Origin of the sequence: Sinimarinibacterium arenosum (assembly GCF_005047655.1) — a bacterium.
Classification (GTDB): domain Bacteria; phylum Pseudomonadota; class Gammaproteobacteria; order Nevskiales; family Nevskiaceae; genus Solimonas.
Map to the genome: position 1 here is coordinate 273,913 of NZ_SUKF01000001.1, position 16,787 is coordinate 290,699.

15 protein-coding genes and 1 pseudogene are annotated in these 16,787 nt (G+C 64.3%); 13 read left to right on the forward strand and 3 right to left on the reverse strand.

The genetic code is table 11. From position 1 onward, the window contains the following. Positions 1-13: 13 nt before the first annotated feature. The 4 genes and pseudogenes from E4T66_RS01275 to E4T66_RS21650 all read left to right on the forward strand — a co-directional run. Positions 14-520: an acyl-CoA carboxylase biotin carboxyl carrier protein subunit gene (locus tag E4T66_RS01275; protein ID WP_136847091.1), complete on the forward strand. Its 507-nt coding sequence runs from the start codon at positions 14-16 to the stop codon at positions 518-520. Further along, entirely contained in the window at positions 517-2,124 is a 1,608-nt protein-coding gene (locus tag E4T66_RS01280) for an acyl-CoA carboxylase subunit beta (RefSeq protein WP_136847092.1), read from the forward strand. The genes E4T66_RS01275 and E4T66_RS01280 overlap by 4 nt, the downstream gene beginning before the upstream one ends. Before the next feature lie 203 nt (positions 2,125-2,327). Then, entirely contained in the window at positions 2,328-3,452 is a 1,125-nt protein-coding gene (locus tag E4T66_RS01285; RefSeq protein WP_211242701.1) for a Fic family protein, read from the forward strand. Between the two features lie 148 nt (positions 3,453-3,600). Next, positions 3,601-3,825 (forward strand): annotated as a pseudogene (locus E4T66_RS21650) (type ISP restriction/modification enzyme); the annotation flags it as partial. 34 nt (positions 3,826-3,859) lie between these two features. Here the strand turns inward: E4T66_RS21650 and E4T66_RS01295 are convergent. Further along, the gene (locus tag E4T66_RS01295; RefSeq protein ID WP_136847094.1) at positions 3,860-5,491 is read right to left on the reverse strand and encodes a hypothetical protein; all 1,632 of its coding nucleotides are present in this window, start codon (positions 5,489-5,491) and stop codon (positions 3,860-3,862) included. Next, the gene (locus tag E4T66_RS01300; RefSeq protein ID WP_136847095.1) at positions 5,482-6,111 is read right to left on the reverse strand and encodes a hypothetical protein; all 630 of its coding nucleotides are present in this window, start codon (positions 6,109-6,111) and stop codon (positions 5,482-5,484) included. The genes E4T66_RS01295 and E4T66_RS01300 overlap by 10 nt, the downstream gene beginning before the upstream one ends. A gap of 25 nt (positions 6,112-6,136) precedes the next feature. Between E4T66_RS01300 and E4T66_RS01305 the strand changes: the two genes are divergently transcribed. From E4T66_RS01305 to E4T66_RS01345, 9 genes are all read left to right on the forward strand, one after another. Continuing rightward, positions 6,137-7,249 (forward strand): AraC family transcriptional regulator, encoded by a 1,113-nt coding sequence (locus tag E4T66_RS01305; RefSeq protein WP_169577421.1) that lies wholly within the window; start codon positions 6,137-6,139, stop codon positions 7,247-7,249. Between the two features lie 21 nt (positions 7,250-7,270). Next, positions 7,271-7,465, forward strand: a complete 195-nt coding sequence (locus E4T66_RS01310) for a hypothetical protein (RefSeq protein WP_136847097.1) — start codon at positions 7,271-7,273, stop codon at positions 7,463-7,465. 99 nt (positions 7,466-7,564) lie between these two features. Continuing rightward, the gene (locus E4T66_RS01315; protein ID WP_169577422.1) at positions 7,565-8,557 is read left to right on the forward strand and encodes an alpha/beta hydrolase; all 993 of its coding nucleotides are present in this window, start codon (positions 7,565-7,567) and stop codon (positions 8,555-8,557) included. A gap of 40 nt (positions 8,558-8,597) precedes the next feature. Then, positions 8,598-10,496 carry a propionyl-CoA synthetase gene (locus tag E4T66_RS01320; protein ID WP_136847099.1) on the forward strand — a complete coding sequence of 633 codons (1,899 nt, stop codon included), beginning with the start codon at positions 8,598-8,600 and terminating at the stop codon, positions 10,494-10,496. Between the two features lie 43 nt (positions 10,497-10,539). Continuing rightward, a complete protein-coding gene (locus E4T66_RS01325) occupies positions 10,540-11,472 on the forward strand; it encodes an oxidoreductase (RefSeq protein ID WP_136847100.1) in 933 nt (310 codons plus the stop codon). Between the two features lie 55 nt (positions 11,473-11,527). Further along, positions 11,528-12,244: an SDR family NAD(P)-dependent oxidoreductase gene (locus tag E4T66_RS01330; RefSeq protein WP_211242702.1), complete on the forward strand. Its 717-nt coding sequence runs from the start codon at positions 11,528-11,530 to the stop codon at positions 12,242-12,244. Next, a complete protein-coding gene (locus tag E4T66_RS01335) occupies positions 12,234-12,683 on the forward strand; it encodes a 6-carboxytetrahydropterin synthase (protein ID WP_136847102.1) in 450 nt (149 codons plus the stop codon). The genes E4T66_RS01330 and E4T66_RS01335 overlap by 11 nt, the downstream gene beginning before the upstream one ends. Further along, positions 12,665-13,687 (forward strand): esterase/lipase family protein, encoded by a 1,023-nt coding sequence (locus tag E4T66_RS01340; RefSeq protein WP_136847103.1) that lies wholly within the window; start codon positions 12,665-12,667, stop codon positions 13,685-13,687. The genes E4T66_RS01335 and E4T66_RS01340 overlap by 19 nt, the downstream gene beginning before the upstream one ends. Before the next feature lie 76 nt (positions 13,688-13,763). After that, positions 13,764-15,020: a serine hydrolase domain-containing protein gene (locus E4T66_RS01345; protein ID WP_136847104.1), complete on the forward strand. Its 1,257-nt coding sequence runs from the start codon at positions 13,764-13,766 to the stop codon at positions 15,018-15,020. A 25-nt stretch (positions 15,021-15,045) separates the two neighbouring features. Here the strand turns inward: E4T66_RS01345 and E4T66_RS01350 are convergent, their stop codons facing one another. Further along, positions 15,046-16,770: a hypothetical protein gene (locus E4T66_RS01350; RefSeq protein WP_136847105.1), complete on the reverse strand. Its 1,725-nt coding sequence runs from the start codon at positions 16,768-16,770 to the stop codon at positions 15,046-15,048. Positions 16,771-16,787: the final 17 nt, after the last annotated feature.

The following is a 16,787-nucleotide window of genomic DNA, read 5'->3' on the forward strand; positions in this document are numbered from 1 at the left end:
TCGGGGAACGACCATGCATCACGCATTCAAGCTCGGCGACGCCGAGCACAACGTCGAGCTGTCACGCTCGGCCGACGCCTACCGCCTGCATCTGGGCGGCGAGGTCATCGACATCGATCTGAAGACCGGCGCGGACGGTCGCGCCTGGCTGACGCTGGGCAAGCAGCACCTGGAAGTGGTTATCGCCACACGTGGCGACGACGTCTTTGTGCATCTTGACGGTGAGGCGTATCAGCTGCGTTACGAGCATCCGCTGGACCGGCTTGCCGCACAGTCGGGCACTTCGGCTGAGGACAGCATTCTCGCGCCGATGCCCGGCAGCATCGTCAGTGTCGCGGTCAAGGCCGGTGACAGCGTCGTCAAGGGCCAGACCCTGCTGGTGATGGAGAGCATGAAGATGGAGACGACGATCGGTTCGCCGCGTGACGGCGTGATCGCCGGCGTCAGTTTCGAACCGGGACAGACCTTCGACCGCGACGCGCTGTTGCTGAGTCTGGAGCCGCAGGAGAAAGCCGCGTGAAGCGCATCGAATCCAAACTCAATACCGCGTCCGCCGAATTCCAGGCCAACGCTGCGCACAACCGCCGGCTGGTCGAGGAGTTCCGCGAAAAGCAGCGCAAGGTGCGCTACGAGCGTCCGCAGCGCGACATCGACCGCCTGCGCAAGCAGAACAAGCTGCTGGTGCGTGAGCGCATCGATCTGCTGCTGGATCCGGGCACGCCGTTCCTGGAGCTGTCGTCGCTCGCCGCCAACGAGCTGTATGACGGCGAAGTGCCGGGCGCGGCCTGCGTCACCGGCATCGGCATCGTGTCCGGGCGCGAAGTCGTCATCAACGCTGGCGACGCCTCGGTCAAGGGCGGCGCGTGGTATCCGCTGACGGTGAAGAAGACCGTGCGCACGCTGGACATCGCGATCGAGAACCGCCTGCCGGTGGTGCACCTGTGCGACTCCGCCGGCGGCTTCCTGCCGGAGCAGGCCGAGCTGTTCGCGGACAAGTATTACGCCGGCCGCATCTTCCGCAATCAGTGCATGCTGTCGAAGATGGGCGTGCAGCAGGTGTCCGTGGTGCTGGGGCATTGCACCGCCGGCGGCGCCTACGTCCCAGGACTGTCCGATTACAACGTCATCGTGCGCGGCACCGGGGCGATCTTCCTCGCGGGTCCGCCGCTGGTAAAGGCGGCGACTGGCGAGGACGTCACCGTCGACGAGCTGGGCGGCTGCGACATGCACACCAGCGTCTCCGGCACCGCCGACTATCCGGCGTCGAGCGAGGAAGAAGCGATCGCCATCGCGCGTGACATCGTTGCGCAGTTCAAGCGGCCGCAGAAGGCGCACACCGAATGGCAGCCGCCGGAAGCGCCGTACTACGATCCGAGCGAGCTTTACGGCGTGCTGCCGCAGGACATCAAGCAGCAGTTCGACATGCACGAAGTCATCGCGCGCATCGTCGACGGCTCACGTTTCCACGAGTACCAGCCCAACTACGGCAAGACGCTGATCTGCGGCTACGCCCACATCTGGGGCTACAAGGTCGGCATCCTCGCCAACAACGGCGTGCTGTTCAACGACAGTGCACTGAAGGGCGCGCACTTCATCGAGCTGTGCAACCAGAACCGCACGCCGATCGTGTTCCTGCAGAACATCACCGGCTTCATGGTCGGCAAGGAATACGAGCGCCGTGGCATCACCAAGGACGGCGCCAAGATGATCATGGCGGTGTCCAACTGCGAGGTACCCAAGTTCACCGTGATGTGTCACGGCTCCTTCGGTGCCGGCAACTACGGCATGAGCGGCCGCGCCTTCGACTCACGCATGCTGTTCAGCTGGCCGAATCACCAGATCTCGGTGATGGGCGCCGAGCAGGCCGCCAACACGCTGGCTGACGTCAAGATCCGCCAGCTGCGCAAGCAGGGTGTCGAGCTGAGCCAGGCCGACATCGACGCGATCCGTGACCCGGTGCTGGGCGAGTTCAAGCGCAAGCAGTCCGCCTACTGGGCGACGTCGGAAATCTGGGACGACGGCATCATCGACCCGGCCGACACCCGCAACGCCCTCGGCATCTCGATTTCTGCCGCGCTGAACACACCGATCGGCGATCCGCGCTACGGCGTGTTCCGGATGTAGCCGTCTTTTCCCCTCTCCCGCTTGCGGGAGCGGGGCCGGAGACCGCTGGTGCAAGGCTCCCCCTATCCAACGAAACTTAAATTGCGCTTGATGAAATTTAAGTTTGCACGGTAAAATTTAAAAAGGCACACTGCACTTATTAAATTCAGCCCAAGGGTGGGGAGATGAATCCCGCGGACTTCAAAGCGCCGCAGGCAGGTCGCGTGGTCAAGACGGCGCAGGGTTATGCCGCTTTCGTGCCCGCGCCCCTGCCGCCCCAACTCGACTATTCCGAAGCGTTGGTTCTGGCACTGTCGGCCGCAGATGCGGCTTTGAGTGAGCTTTCGGGCCTCGGGCGCGTTCTGCCCAACCCGCGCTTGCTGATTGCGCCGTATGTTCGCCGCGAAGCCGTGCTGTCGTCCCGTATCGAGGGCACGCAAGCCAGTCTTTCCGACCTTCTGGTCGATGAAGCGGGCCAGCCGACCGAGACCCCGGCCGATGATGTACAGGAAGTGCGGAACTACGTCGTCGCGTTGGAATACGGGATCGAGCGGCTCACGGACCTGCCGTTGTCCCTGCGGCTGGTCGGCGAACTGCATGCACGCCTGATGGCAGGTGTCCGTGGGCAACATGCCACTCCGGGCGAATTCCGGCGATCGCAGAACTGGATTGGTCCGCCGGGCAGTACACCGGTCACGGCACCCTATGTTCCGCCTCCCGTTGCCGAAATGAAGGAGGCCTTGGGCGAATGGGAAAAGTTTCTGCACCAACGCGGCACGATGCCGGAGCTGATCCAGTGTGCATTGATGCACGAGCACTTCGAGGCCCTGCACCCTTTTCTTGATGGCAACGGACGCGTCGGCCGTCTGCTGATCACGTTGTTCCTGATCGAGCGCGGTCGACTTAGTCAGCCACTGCTGTACCTCTCGGAGTTCATCGAGCGATACAAGGCCGACTACTACTTCCACCTGCAAGCCGTGCGTACCCATGGAGACTGGCAGGGCTGGTTGCTGTACTTCCTGAATGGCGTGCGCTGGAGTGCGAGCCGGGCTATCCGGCAGGCCAGTCAACTGATCGACCTGCGTGAAAGCATGCGACAGCGCTTGGCCGCTATTCCAAAGGCGTTGCCGCTGGTTGATGCTTTATTCGAGAACCCCTACTTCGTGCCGTTGCGCGTCGTGCAGCTCACCGGAGTCAGTGACCCGACCGCCAGGACCTTGCTGCGCAAGTTGACGGCGGCCGGAGTGCTGCGGGAAGTGACCGGCCGGCAGTGGGGAAAGCTTTACGTCGCACAAGATGTGCTCAAAGCAATGGCAGAGCCGGGCGAAGACCCGAATGAAATCGAATAAGGGAGCGGTACATGAGCCAGTTGCTGATTCAGAAGTACCTCAACGAACTGGCAAAGCTGCGCAAGATATCCGGCACGCATCGTGAATCCGTCGTTCGCGAGGCCTTCAAGGACTTGCTGAAGGCCTGGGCCCGATCGCACGATCTGACGTTCATCAAGTCGCCTGGGACTATCGGCTCGGCGATCGCAGTGCGCTGGAGTGGGTGCTGGACCAGTACAAGGAAAAGACGCCCAAAGATCCGACGATTCGCGAGAAGTTCAACACCTACCGTTTCGCCAACTATAAGGACGTGGTCATCGACCTGTTGCAGCGGGTGACGACCGTCAGCGTGGAGACCATGACGATCGTGCAGGCGATGCCCGGCAAGGAGTAGGCCGCCCCCGTGCCGGTTCCGCGCTGCTGCGCGCTTATCGCGTGAACGCCCAACCCTGATCGCTGAAGGTGATGGTGCCGGTGACGCCGCTGAGCTGGATCTCGGTGAAGCGCGTCGGGCCGAGATAACGCGCGACGAACTCCTGCACCTTCGCCGGCTGATTGGCGAGGTTGTCGTAGAGCGTCTGCGGTATTTCGATTGCGCCGCGGAAGCTGCGCGGCTGATCGTCGAGTCCGCGGGCACGTTCGAGCTGGCGGATGACGTCGGTCGTGTGCAGGATCAGATCGAAGTGCTGGTTCGGTCCGGTGTGGATGCGCAGGGTCGTCGGTGAGCAATAGGTGCTGAAGCCGAGCAGTTCGGCGGCCCAGTCGTCGTCGCCTTCGATGTGTTCGCGGTCGCCGAGCGTCGGCAGCGCGTCGAGGTTGTAGCCGTAGTCCAGACCGGGCGCGGGGCCGAGCACGCGGGCGACGCTGTTGTCGCCGGTGTTGTCGAGCTCGGTGCCCTTGAGCGCGGCGTCGGTGCGCACAAAGGTCCAGTGATCGTCCTCGGCGACGATGTCGCGCTGCCAGTAACCGGTGTGACCGGCGGCATCGATGCCTTCCACCCGCAGCACGCGGTGGATCATGTTCTCGCCGAGCTTGTGGATGCCGAAGTGATGGGTGATGCGGCCCTCGATGCGCGGCTGCTTGACCCAGTCATAGCTCGGCAGCTGGATCACCGGATCGGGCACACCCCGCTGGTCTTCGTAGCTGTAGCTGAAGAACACGTTGTCGGCACCGGCCAGGTCGAAGTCGTAATGCCGGGTGTAGATGTCGCCGTAGCGCGTGATGGCGGCAACGGTGGAGCCGCTGGCGGTGAGGTTGACCATCTGCAGGCGGCCGCCTTCGGGGGCGCACATGCCGTAGCTTTCGTCGCGCGGCAGCCACGGGTCGACGTAGATGAGGTCCTGGCCGTCGTCGGCGAGAATCCAGATGTGCGAGACCTTGCCCTGGCCGATTGCATGCAGGTTGCCGGCAGGATCGGTCCAGTTCTTGTCCTCGGCCGGAGAGATCACGGTCCAGGTCCAGGCCCGATAGTTCTCGCGGATCTGGTGGCCGCTGCCGAGCCAGGTCGGCGGGCCCCAGCGCGAGGTCCAGTTGAACCACTCGGGGGCGTTGAGCGCGTTGTCCATGCCGTAGATCGCGCCGTCGGCACGGATCGCCGTCATCTCGTCGTCGTCCACCGCGATGCCGATGACGGTGCCTTCCAGGCACGCCGGCATCTGCACGCGGTCCCAGGGCTGATTGATCCCGGTGACTTCGGCATGCGAGCGGAACCAGATGACGCCGTCGCGCAGCGCGAAGTCGTAGCGGCGGTTGTAGGTTTCAGTATCGCCGCGCACGAAGCTGCCGACCGGGAGGTCGGCGGGCGCATCGGTGACGGCGTCGGCGGCGAGGCCGTTGCCGGTGTCGGGCAGGATGTCGATCGCCACCGGATCAGGCGTGCCGATGGTGCCGCCCGGCAGCACGCAGGCGCCGACGTCAGCGTCGTGGTTGACCTTGGTCGCGAATGGGCCGCCGGGATTCGGAACGAAGTCGGTTCCGGGTGACGCGCTGCCGGGGTCCGAGCTGCCACTGCAGGCGCCCAGTGCCAGTGTCGCAATCAGTGCAACGACTTTCAGATCCATCCGAGAGTTCCAAAGCTGAGGGCGGCAAGGGTCACGATGCTCGCCAGTGCGCCGACCACGGTGATCTGCTGACGTCGGGTCGGCAGATCATGCACCCAGTAGCCGACCAGATAGAACGGCAGATAGCCGACCAGGAAGATCAGCCACGGGGCGCCGGCGTTCCAGCCGCGCCAGTCCCAGGTCAGTGCGCCGATGCGGTTCAGCACGATTTCGACGCCGACGCAGGCGATGGAGTTGATGACCGCAAGGAACAGGCGGTTGTTGATGCCGAGGATGCGCAGCTTGCGATCCTCCGGCAGCAGGCGCATCGCGTAGAGGCCCATCATCGCGAACATGAAGCTGATCTCGATGTTCAGGCCGATGAAAATCTGGAACGCCGACGGTCCGGGGGTGCCCCAGGCCGGAGCGAAGCCGCTGAAGTGGGCAAGCAGGCCGTTCCAGATCTCGTTGACCCAGTCCATCAGCCAGAACGCCAGCGCGCCGAGCACGACGTTGTAGCGGCGCGCGGCGATGTTGTCGGCATACAGATACATCACCACCAGCAACAGCGGTATCACGTACCACTGGAAGGTTGCCGGATCGCGCAGATGCGCCAGGGATTGCGTTGCGGAAGGAGTCATCGCACAGTCGCCTCAGGAGAATCCGATGACTATACAAACGCGGGCGCCGGTGATGCTCGCGCAAACCGGCCACCGGCTTGCGAATCCCGGCCAGAAGCCGACCACAATGGGCGCGGGCACGGTGTCCGCGGCCTATCTGAATACCCTGCTTGAAGTCGCCACGCGCGCCGGCGTCGATCGCGACGGGTTGCTCGCTGCGGCGGGAATCGACGCGACGGCGTTGGCGCACAACGCGGGGCGTATCGCGGTCGTACGCATGCTGGATCTGTTCGACGCGGCGATGCGCGTCACGGCGGATTCGATGATCGGCTTGCACATGGGCATGCAGGCCCAGCCGCGCAGCTTCAATGCGCTGGGGTATGCGGCGATGAGTTGTCGCACCCTGGGCGAGGCGGTGGAGCTGATCCCGCGGTACGAGGGCGTGGTCTACGACGGTGGGACGACGACGCTGCGGCGCGAGGGTACGCGCGTCCATCTGTGCTGGGCCGCCGCCTTGCCGGACCCTGCGGCCCCGAGCGTGCGTCCGCTGAACGAGGCGATTGTCGCCGGCTGGCTTGCGTATGGGCGCTGGATCACCGGCCGCGAAGCGCCGATCGAGCAAGTGAGATTCCGCCACGCGGCGCCCGAGCGGCTCGGGGCCTATACCGAATTCTTCGGCATCCGTCCGGACTTTGATTGCGACGACAATGCGCTGGTGTTCGATGCCGCGCTGCTGGAGGTGCCGTTGGTCCAGCACGATGACGAGCTGCGCCAGCTGATGGAAGCACGCGCGCAAAGCCAGATCGACCAGCTGCAGGCGATGTCGCCGCTGCTGCGGCAGGTGGTTTCCGAAATCCGGCAGCGCCTGCCGCGCGGGGAGTGCAGCATCGCCGCGGTTGCCGCGTCCGTCGGCATGAGCGAGCGCAGCCTGCGGCGACACCTGCAGGCGGAAGGGGGCAATTTCCAGTCGGTGTTGAATCAGGTCCGTTACGAGCAGGCAAAGGCGTATCTGCGCGATCCGGGCTTGAGCGTGGTGGAAGTGGCGCTGTTGCTCGGATATGCCGAGCAGAGCGCATTCTCGGCGGCGTTTCGTGGCTGGTCCGGCTGCAGTCCGCGTGAGTATCAGCGCACGCAGCGGACGCCCGCTCTCGATGCCTGAACCGCGCGAGGATCAAGGCGCATGTCCGGCCTGATGGGGTGGCTGCTACTGGCACCGGTGCTTATCGGGGTGCTGTGCATGGTGCTGCATGACGTCACCGGAAATCCGCTGTTTGCCGTCGGGGGTCAGATCGCTGCGGGTTTCGCGCTGATGGTCGTGGTGCTCGGCGCGGGCGCGGCGTGGCGCGCACGCCGCGGTGAGCGTTCACCGGACTGAGAGCGCGTCGACGTTCGCGTTCCGGCTCTCGCATGAACAGACGACGCGGTCGATCGGGCCGGGGCTACACTGTCGGACCGGTTCGCAGGGGAAGCGCAGGTGTCGGTCAACTACAAGCAGATCCAGATCAGTTTCAAGACGCGATTCTGGATCGTGATTTTCCGCTGGATCCTGAAGCCGTGGCTGGGGCGGGTGATCAAGGCCTCGCATTCCAAGATTTCCAGGGTGCAGCTCTTTCTCGGCAGCCGGCCGATCCGCTACACCGCTGGCCTGAGCTGGGAATACCGCATCATCAACCGCGTGCCAGGGCCGGTCATCGGTGACTTCGACAACACCAGCAAGACCGCGATCCTGTGGCTGCACGGGGGTGCTTTCGTGATTCCGGCGTCGAACGATGCGCATGTGCCGACGCTGGCGCGACTGTGCCGCGATCTGGATGCCGTTGGCTTCATGCCCGATTACCGGCTGGCGCCGTTCAATCGCTTTCCGGCATCTCTGGACGACTGTGAACGCGCGTACCGGGGCCTGCTCGATCTGGGTTTTGACGCCGAACGCATTGTGGTCTGCGGGGATTCGGCCGGGGGCAATCTGACCCTGGGGCTGCTGCAGCGCATCCGCAGGCACGGCTGGCCGATGCCGGCCTGCGCTGTGCCGATCTCGCCAGTCACTGAACTGGGGCGCGCGCACTTTCCGCCGTCACGCGGTCTCAATGCCAGGCGCGACCCGATGATTCCGATCAAGGCGATGTCCATGGTCGACGATCTCTATGCCGGCGACTGGGACGCGTCCGATCCGGAACTGTCGCCGCTGTACGCCGATTACACCGGCTTCCCGCCGTTGTTCTTCCTGGCCGGAGAGACTGAGGTGCTGCTGGACGACTCGGTGATGGCGGTGCGCCAGGCGGTCGCCGCCGGCGTCGACGCCCGCGTCGACGTCTGGCCGCTGATGCCGCATGCGTTCCCCTTATTCGAAAGTCTTCTACCCGAAGCGAAGATCGCGCGGCACGATATCGCGGCATTCATGCGCCGCTGCCTGCCTGAAGAGGCGGGCGCGGGTGTCGCCGTTTCACCCGGGCTGCGGGTGATCAAGTAAACCAACCATGGGGTCGCCTGGCGACCGGAGGAATTGCGAGATGGCCGATTCGCCCTACCTGAATGAGTATCGTCGTTCCCAGCGCGAGCCCGCCGCGTTCTGGGCCGAGCAGGCCGAGGCGCTGCACTGGGACCGTCGCTGGGATACCGTGCTTGATGACAGCAATGCGCCGATGTATTGCTGGTTTGCCGGGGCGCAATTCAACACCTGCTACAACGCGCTCGATCGTCACGTTGAGGGCGGTCGCGCCGATCAGCTGGCGCTGATCTATGACAGCCCGCTAACCGGCAGCAAACAGACGTTCACCTATCGCGAATTGCGCGACCGCGTTGCGCACTTCGCCGGCGCGCTGAAGGCGCAGGGTGTGCAGAAGGGCGAGCGGGTGGTGATCTACATGCCGATGGTTCCGGAAGCGGCGATCGCGATGCTGGCCTGCGCGCGTATCGGTGCGATCCATTCGGTGGTGTTCGGCGGCTTTGCCGCACCGGAGCTGGCCAAGCGCGTTGACGACGCCAAGCCGGTGCTGGTGGTGACCGCGTCCTGCGGCATCGAGCCGGGGCGTCAGATCAACTACAAGCCGCTGCTCGATCAGGCACTGGAATTGGCGGCGCACAAGGTCAGGGCCTGCATCATCCTGCAGCGGCCGCAGTGCCAGGCGTCGCTGGTCGAGGGCCGTGATTTTGACTGGCGCGCGCTTGAGGCCGCAGCCGAACCTGCGGCCTGCGAGACCGTCGCCGCGACGGATCCGCTGTATGTGCTCTATACCTCGGGCACCACCGGCAAGCCCAAGGGTGTGGTGCGCGACCACGGGGGGCACGCCGTCGCGCTGAGCTATTCGATGCAGGCGGTCTACAACGTCAAGCCCGGCGATGTGTTCTGGGCGGCGTCGGATGTGGGCTGGGTGGTCGGCCACTCCTACATTGTTTACGGCCCGTTGCTGTATGGCTGCACCACGATTCTGTATGAAGGCAAACCGGTCGGGACACCGGACGCCGGCGCGTTCTGGCGCGTGATTTCGGAATACAAGGTCAAGGCGTTCTTCACCGCGCCGACCGCGTTCCGCGCGATCAAGAAGGAAGATCCGAACGGCGAGTTGCTGAAGCGCTACGACATTTCCTGTCTGCAGACGCTGTTCCTGGCTGGCGAGCGTTCCGATCCGGACACGATCCAGTGGGCACAGGCCATGCTCAAGGTGCCCGTGGTCGATCACTGGTGGCAGACCGAGCTGGGCTGGCCGGCGATCGCCAACTGCCAGGGCATCGAACCGATGCCGGTCAAGCCGGGATCGTCATCGGTGCCGGTGCCGGGTTTTGACCTGCAGGTGCTGGATGCCGATGGTGCCGTCATGCAGCGCGATGAGATCGGCAATCTGGCGATCAAGCTGCCGCTGCCGCCTGGAGCGTTGCTGACAATGTGGAACAACGAGGCCGGCTACAAGGAAAATTACCTGGATCGCTATCCGGGCTACTACCTGACCGGCGATGCCGGCTACATCGACAAGGACGGCTACGTCTGGATCATGTCGCGCATCGACGACATCATCAACGTCGCTGGCCATCGTCTGTCGACCGGTGCGATGGAGGAAGTGCTGGCGGGCCATCCGGATGTGGCCGAATGTGCCGTGGTCGGTGCGGCCGATGACATGAAGGGTCAGCTGCCGGTGGGGCTGGTGGTGCTGAAGACCGGTGTCACCCGGCCCGAGCACGAGATCGTCAAGGAATTGATTGCCCGCGTGCGCGCGCAGATCGGCGCCGTTGCCGCGTTCAAGGAAGCCTATGTCGTGCAGCGCCTGCCGAAGACGCGGTCCGGCAAGGTGCTGCGCGCCACGATGCGTGCGATTGCCGACCATCGCGACTACGCGGTACCAGCGACGATCGACGATCCGCGGATTCTCGAAGAAATCGAAACTGCGCTGAAGTCGCGCAATACCGCGACGTAGGCCAGCGGACGGCGTCGCCAGAAAACCAGGGGGAGACTGACAGATGGCGGGTAAGTGGATCGTGGCGGATATGCCGTCGCAGCAGGGCAAGGTGGCGATCGTCACCGGAGCCAGCAGTGGCCTGGGGCTGGAGACCGCGGCGGCATTGGCGGGTGCGGGTGCGCAGGTGGTGATGGCCTGTCGCACGCCGGCGCGTGCGGAGCCGGCAGTGGCCCAGGTGCGGCAATTGCACCCCAAGGCGCAGGTCGAGCTGATGCCGCTGGATCTGGCGAGCCTGGCGTCCATCCGCGCGTTTGCAATGGCGTTCAATGCGCGCTTCGGCAAGCTGGACCTGCTGTGCAACAACGCCGGGGTCATGGCGCTGCCGCTGGAGCGTACGGTTGATGGCTTCGAGATGCAGATGGGAACCAACCATCTGGGTCACTTTGCGTTGACCGGTCTGTTGCTGGATCGCCTGCGCGCAGCGCCGGCGGCGCGCGTCGTCAGTGTCGCCAGTCTGGCGCACCGTGCGGCCAAGGGTTTCGATGTCGACGATCTGAACTGGGAGCGCGGGCGTTACAGCGACTGGGAATCCTACGGCCGCAGCAAGCTGGCGAATCTGTTGTTCACCTTCGAACTGGACCGGCGCCTCAAGCAGCAGGGGCTGGGCGCCATCGCGGCGGCCGCGCATCCAGGCTATGCCGCAACCAATCTGGGCTTCAACGGCACCGCGTTTACGCGCAGTGCCATCGGCCGCTTTGTCATGCACATCGGCAACTCGATCATCGCGCAGCCGGCTGATATGGGAGCGCTGCCGCAGCTGTATGCGCTGACAGCGGAGGGGGTGCGTGGCGGGGATTACTATGGCCCGCGCGGGCTGATGCAGTTTCGCGGTTATCCGACCGCGGTCGACTGCCGGCCGAAGGCGCGCGATTCGCAGCTGGCCACGCAGCTGTGGGAACGCTCGCAGGATCTGACCGGTGTGCGCTATCTGTGATGTCAGGCAGCGGCGGCGACCATGGCGTTAATATGCTCCCATGAGTACCTCACATATGCCCTCCGCACATGAAGCGGGCGGCAATACGCCCGCGTTTCGTAATGTCTTCATCACCGGCGGCGGCAGCGGCCTCGGCGCCGCGCTGGCGCAGGCGCTGACCCGGCTCGACTGGAACGTCGCCATTGCCGGGCGACGCTCCGAGCGGCTGCAGGAAGTGTCCGACCGCACCGGTGCGCAGGCCTTCGTGCTGGACGTGTCCGACGCTGAAGCCGTCGAGGCGGCGATTGACGGTTTTGCTCCGGATGCGCTGGTGTGCTGTGCGGCCATCCTGGGGCAGGGCAGCGTCTACGGCGATCTCGACGCCGAGCGTTTTGCCGAGGTTCATGCCATCAATGTCTCCGGCACGTTCAACGCCTGTCGTGCGGCAATGCGTCTGTGGCAGGCGCGCAGCATCCACGGCGACATCGTCAATGTTTCATCGCTCGGCGGACTGCGCGGGATGCAGCGGTTTCCGGGATTTGCTGCCTACGCTTCCTCCAAGCACGCGGTAATTGGGCTGACTGAAGCGCTCGCGATCGAGGGCAAGCCCTACGGCATTCGTGTCAACGCGGTGGCGCCCGGCACGATGCGCACGGCGATGACGCAGCAGCTGGGGCTGCAGCCGTCGACGACGGTCGAGGACGTGGTGCCGACGATCGAATTCCTGCTCGATCGCGCTCGCTCGGCGCCGCTGAACGGAACCACGGTGGAGATTCACTGCAATGACGACTGACACCCGTCCAGTCGTGTATCTGACCCGGCGCGAGACGTTCTGCGCAGCACATCGTCTGTGGTCCGATCAGCTCAGTGATGCCGAGAATCATGCGTTGTTTGGCCACTGCGCACGCGAATTCGGGCATGGGCACAACTATGTGCTGGAAGTCACCGTGCGTGGCGCCATCGATCCGAAGACCGGTGTTGTGGTCAATGTCACTCAGATTCGCGATGCCACGCGAGACCTGCTTTTGGACGATGTCGATCACCGGCATCTGAACCATGATTCAGTACTGTGTAGGGGACTCAATCCGACCGTTGAGAACCTGGCGGTACTGTTCTGGACCGTGCTGAAAGAACACTTCGGCGAGTTGCTGTACGAAATAAAGCTGCACGAGACAGAAAAAAACTGGGTCGTCTACCGAGGAGAAACGACCACATGGGGACACGATGGATAGCGGCGACGACCGCACTGCTGCTATGCGCCTGTAATAGCACGACCACGCCTTCCGGCTCGTCGTCTGGCACAGTTGAACCGGCGCTGGAAACCGATTCAGCGACTCTGGACGCGGCGCTGGACTGCACCGCCTTCGAGCACCCGGACAAGCCCCCGGTCCTGCTGGTCCACGGCACCTTCACCACCGGCTTCGAACAGTACGACTGGACCTACAGGCCGTTGCTGATCGAGCGCGGCTACGATGTCTGCACGGTGACTTATCCGGATCGCGGCTTCGGCGACATGCAGATCTCGGCCGAGTACGTTGTCTACGCCCTGCGCAAGATCCACCACGGCAGCGGGCGCAAGGTCGCAATGATCGGCCACAGCCAGGGCGTCAGCGTGCCGCGGTGGGCCATCAAGTGGTGGCCATCAGCGCGCGACGCGGTCGACGATTTCGTGCTGCAGGCCGGCCCCAATCACGGCACGGACATGACCCTGCTGACCGCGACCGTACCGGCCTTGACCGGCGGTCTGGTGGGCCTGCCTGCGGTGTTCTTCCAGTTCGCGCCGGACTCGCAGTTCATGGCCGCGACCAACGCCGGTGACGAGACCCCCGGCGATATTTCCTACACCGCCTTGTACACGCAGTTCGACGAACTGGTGCAGCCAGTCAGTCCGGTGCCGACCGCCGCGCTCGAATATGGTGTCGACAATCCGAAAGTCAGCAACATCCTGATCCAGGATATCTGCCCGGGACGCTTCGTCGATCATGTCACGATCGGTCTGCTCGACGCGGTCGCTTTTGCGCTGTCGCTGGACGCGATCGAGCATCCGGGACCCGCGGATGTCGAGCGCGCTGGAGGCGCGGCACTGTGCAATGCACTGCCGATCGTGCCGGATCTGGTGGTGGCGCCGTTGCCGGACCTGCTGTCGGGCGTGGTCGGTGCGGTGGTGCAGGAAAGCGGGTTGCCGGGGCTGCATCTGACCAGCGAAGAGCCGCCGCTGAAGTCGTATGCGCAGTAGTCGACAGGTGTATCGCCAGCGCATTGGCGGTGCGAGCAATGACCGCTATGGCTGCGCGGCAGAAGGAACGCTCTGAATGGCTTTAGGACTGGTGGCGATGAGTCAGTTGGTGACGGTACCCAAGGATCTTTCGGTGCTGAGCCGGATCGATCATGCGGCAGAGTGTCGCCCCGAAGAGGCGGGCATGAGCAGCGATGGCGTTGCCCGGATATGGCGCGCAGTCCAGCACCTGTACCGCAGCGGCCTGCAACCGGCGATCACCCTGGTGTTGCGCCGGGGCGGTAAGGTGGTGATGAAGCGGTCGATCGGCGCGGTGCGTGGCAACGGCCCCGGCGAAAGTGGTCCGATCGAGGTGCTGCAGCCGGATTCGCCGATCTGTCTGTTCTCCGCATCCAAGGCAGTGACGGCGCTGCTGGTGCATCAGCTGGCGGAGCAGGGCAAGCTGAAGCTTGACGATCGCGTGGTCGACTACATCCCCGAGTTCGGTGCGCACGGTAAGGATCGCGTCACGATCCGTGCGCTGCTGGCGCATCGGGCCGGCATTCCAAAATTACCGATTCATCATCCCGATCCGAGCCTGCTGCGGCACTGGGATGCCATGGTGCACATGCTGTGTCTGGCGCCGCCGTTCGATCCTCGGTTCGAGAAGCAGGCCTACCACGCATTGACCAGCGGCTTCATCATCGGTGAACTGGTGCAGCGGGTCAGCGGACGACCGTTGCGTGAGGTGTTGCGCACACAGATCACCGAGCCGCTGGGTCTGCGCTATCTCGATTACGGACTGGCACCGGAACTGCGCCATCTGGCGCCGCGTCATCACCTGACGGGCCCGACGCCGGGCTGGCCACTGACCGCCATCGCCAAGCGCGTGCTTGGCGTGGACTTTGCGCGCGCGGTGTCTGCGTCCAACGACGAAGCCTATCTGTCCAGCGTGGTTCCGGCCGGCAATATCTTCGCCAGCGCTGACGACATCGGCCGGATTTTTCAGATGTTGCTCGACCGCGGTAGTTTCAACGGTGTACAGGTCATGCAGCCGCATACCGTCGCCGAGTCGATCCGCCCCGCGGGCGGCATCCAGTTCGACGGCACCCTAGGGCTTCCGCTGCGTTTTTCTCCGGGCTTCATGCTGGGTGAAAGCCCGGTGGGTCTGTGGGGGCCGAACTGCAAGAGCGCATTCGGCCACATCGGCTTCATGACCGTGTTGTGCTGGGCGGACCCGCAGCGCGACATTTCAGTCGCGATGCTCAATACCGGCAAGTCGGTATCGCCCACCGGGCTGCTGCGTACTGCGGCACTGGTGGCAGCGATCACGAGGGCCTGTCCGCCGGTCTGAGCGTCTGTGACTCGGGTGCTGCCGCTTATGGCGCGTACAGCGCCTCGACCGGAACGCACAACGACGGCGAGCGCCCTTCTTCCTGCTGGGCCATCACCTCGGCCAGTACGATGCCGGCATCCGGCAGCGGCGGTTGCGTCAGTGCCGCCAAGGGATCGTCGACCGGGCGGGTGAAGGTCCAGCACGGTTCGCTGATCTGCACCTGATGCAGGTCGGCCAGCAGCGCGCCCACGATGAAGCGCTCGTTGCCGAAGTGGCTGGCAAGAAAGGCTTGTTGCGCGTCCGGCAGCTGTTCGCGTGCGTCCCAGACGGCGTGGGGCACCTCTACAGCGCCGCGGTAGTAGCGCGGGTACAGGTCGAGTCCGCGTGCACGGCGTTCCTGGCGCAGACCATCGGTCGAGTGCAGCACCAGATCGAGCGGATCGCCGTTGATGTTAACGCGCAAGGTTGTCGGCGAGCAGTACGGATTGAAGCCGGTCAGCGTTGCGGGGTAGCCGTCGATACTGCCTTGGTAGACGAAGTCTTCCGCAGCGACGCGGGTGCGGGTATCCAGCGGCAGCGCACGACCTTGCAGAGGTTCGCCAGTGAGCACGAAATGCCATGCGTCAGAACCGGTTTCGGCCTGGTCCTTCTGCCAGTAGCCCGTGTTGCCGGACGCGTCCTGGCCTTCGATGCGCATGAGCCGGTGCTCGGTGCCCGGACTGAGTTTGCGCAGGCTGATGCGGTCGGTGATGGTGCCGGGCACACGCGGATGATGAATCCAGTCCGGCCCGGGCAACTGGATCAACGGAGATTCAACGCCGTCCTGATCGCGCCAGGAATAGTCGAGAAATACGCTGTTGGCGCCGGAGACGTCGAACTCGTGGAGTCGTGTATAGATTTCTCCGTCCGCCGTCACCACCATCACGGTCGAGCCGCTGCCAGACAGTCCGGCCAGTGCAACCGTTCCGCGCTCCGGCGGGCACACCTCGCGGCTGTCGTCGACCGGCAACCATGGATCAAGGTAGGTGATGTGGCGGCCATCGCCGCGCAGCAGATAGACCGTGAGAATGCCCCAGGGCTTCTGCTGCCGGCCGCCGCCGTCGATGAAGTACTGGTCGACTCCGGAATGCAGTTCGGACGCGGCCCAGTCGCGTACATCGCCGGGGATGCTTGCGCCAAGGTCAGTCCAGAAGAACGGCCCCCAGCGGCGCGTCCACGGACTGATGCCGATGTCGGCTTGTCCGATATCGAGGGTGTAGACATCGCGTTGTGCATTCAGCGCGAGCAGAACATATCCGTCGGCGGAAATTTCACTGACCTGGCCGTCAAGACAGCGCGGCATCAGCAGCGCGCGCCACGGCGCATCGATTCCGGTGACTTCGAGGTTCGGCTTCAGATAGATGCGGCCGTCGCGGATGGCGAAGTAGTAGTCCACGGTATAGGTCTCGGTGCGGCCGCGCAGAGCTATCCGCTGCGGCAACGTTGCCGCAACCGCTTCGCTCGCCAGCTCACCGTCGGTGGTGACGTTGTAATTCCCCAGGTCGACAGGCGGCGCAACGATCAGTCCGGTGCTGCCGAGATAGTCTTCGGGACAGGTAATGTCCGGCAAGCTGCGAATGCCGGGGAAACGGTTGAACACCGTCGACGTACTCGGCGCCGGACCATCGGGATTCGCAGCGCTTGGTGGTGCTACATCGCTACTGCTGCCGCAGGCAGACAACATCCCTGCCGCAGCCAGGGCCACCCCTGCCCACGTTGATCGATCCACGCGGCACTCCTCCGACT

Bases quoted from the DNA above. Each gene is read 5' to 3' on its own strand.
- E4T66_RS01275 (WP_136847091.1), top strand. From the start codon at position 14: ATGCATCACGCATTCAAGCTCGGCGACGCCGAGCACAACGTCGAGCTG.
- E4T66_RS01295 (WP_136847094.1), bottom strand. From the start codon at position 5,491: ATGGATCTGAAAGTCGTTGCACTGATTGCGACACTGGCACTGGGCGCC.
- E4T66_RS01300 (WP_136847095.1), bottom strand. From the start codon at position 6,111: ATGACTCCTTCCGCAACGCAATCCCTGGCGCATCTGCGCGATCCGGCA.
- E4T66_RS01305 (WP_169577421.1), top strand. From the start codon at position 6,137: ATGACTATACAAACGCGGGCGCCGGTGATGCTCGCGCAAACCGGCCAC.
- E4T66_RS01310 (WP_136847097.1), top strand. From the start codon at position 7,271: ATGTCCGGCCTGATGGGGTGGCTGCTACTGGCACCGGTGCTTATCGGG.
- E4T66_RS01320 (WP_136847099.1), top strand. From the start codon at position 8,598: ATGGCCGATTCGCCCTACCTGAATGAGTATCGTCGTTCCCAGCGCGAG.
- E4T66_RS01325 (WP_136847100.1), top strand. From the start codon at position 10,540: ATGGCGGGTAAGTGGATCGTGGCGGATATGCCGTCGCAGCAGGGCAAG.
- E4T66_RS01330 (WP_211242702.1), top strand. From the start codon at position 11,528: ATGCCCTCCGCACATGAAGCGGGCGGCAATACGCCCGCGTTTCGTAAT.
- E4T66_RS01335 (WP_136847102.1), top strand. From the start codon at position 12,234: ATGACGACTGACACCCGTCCAGTCGTGTATCTGACCCGGCGCGAGACG.
- E4T66_RS01340 (WP_136847103.1), top strand. From the start codon at position 12,665: ATGGGGACACGATGGATAGCGGCGACGACCGCACTGCTGCTATGCGCC.
- E4T66_RS01345 (WP_136847104.1), top strand. From the start codon at position 13,764: ATGGCTTTAGGACTGGTGGCGATGAGTCAGTTGGTGACGGTACCCAAG.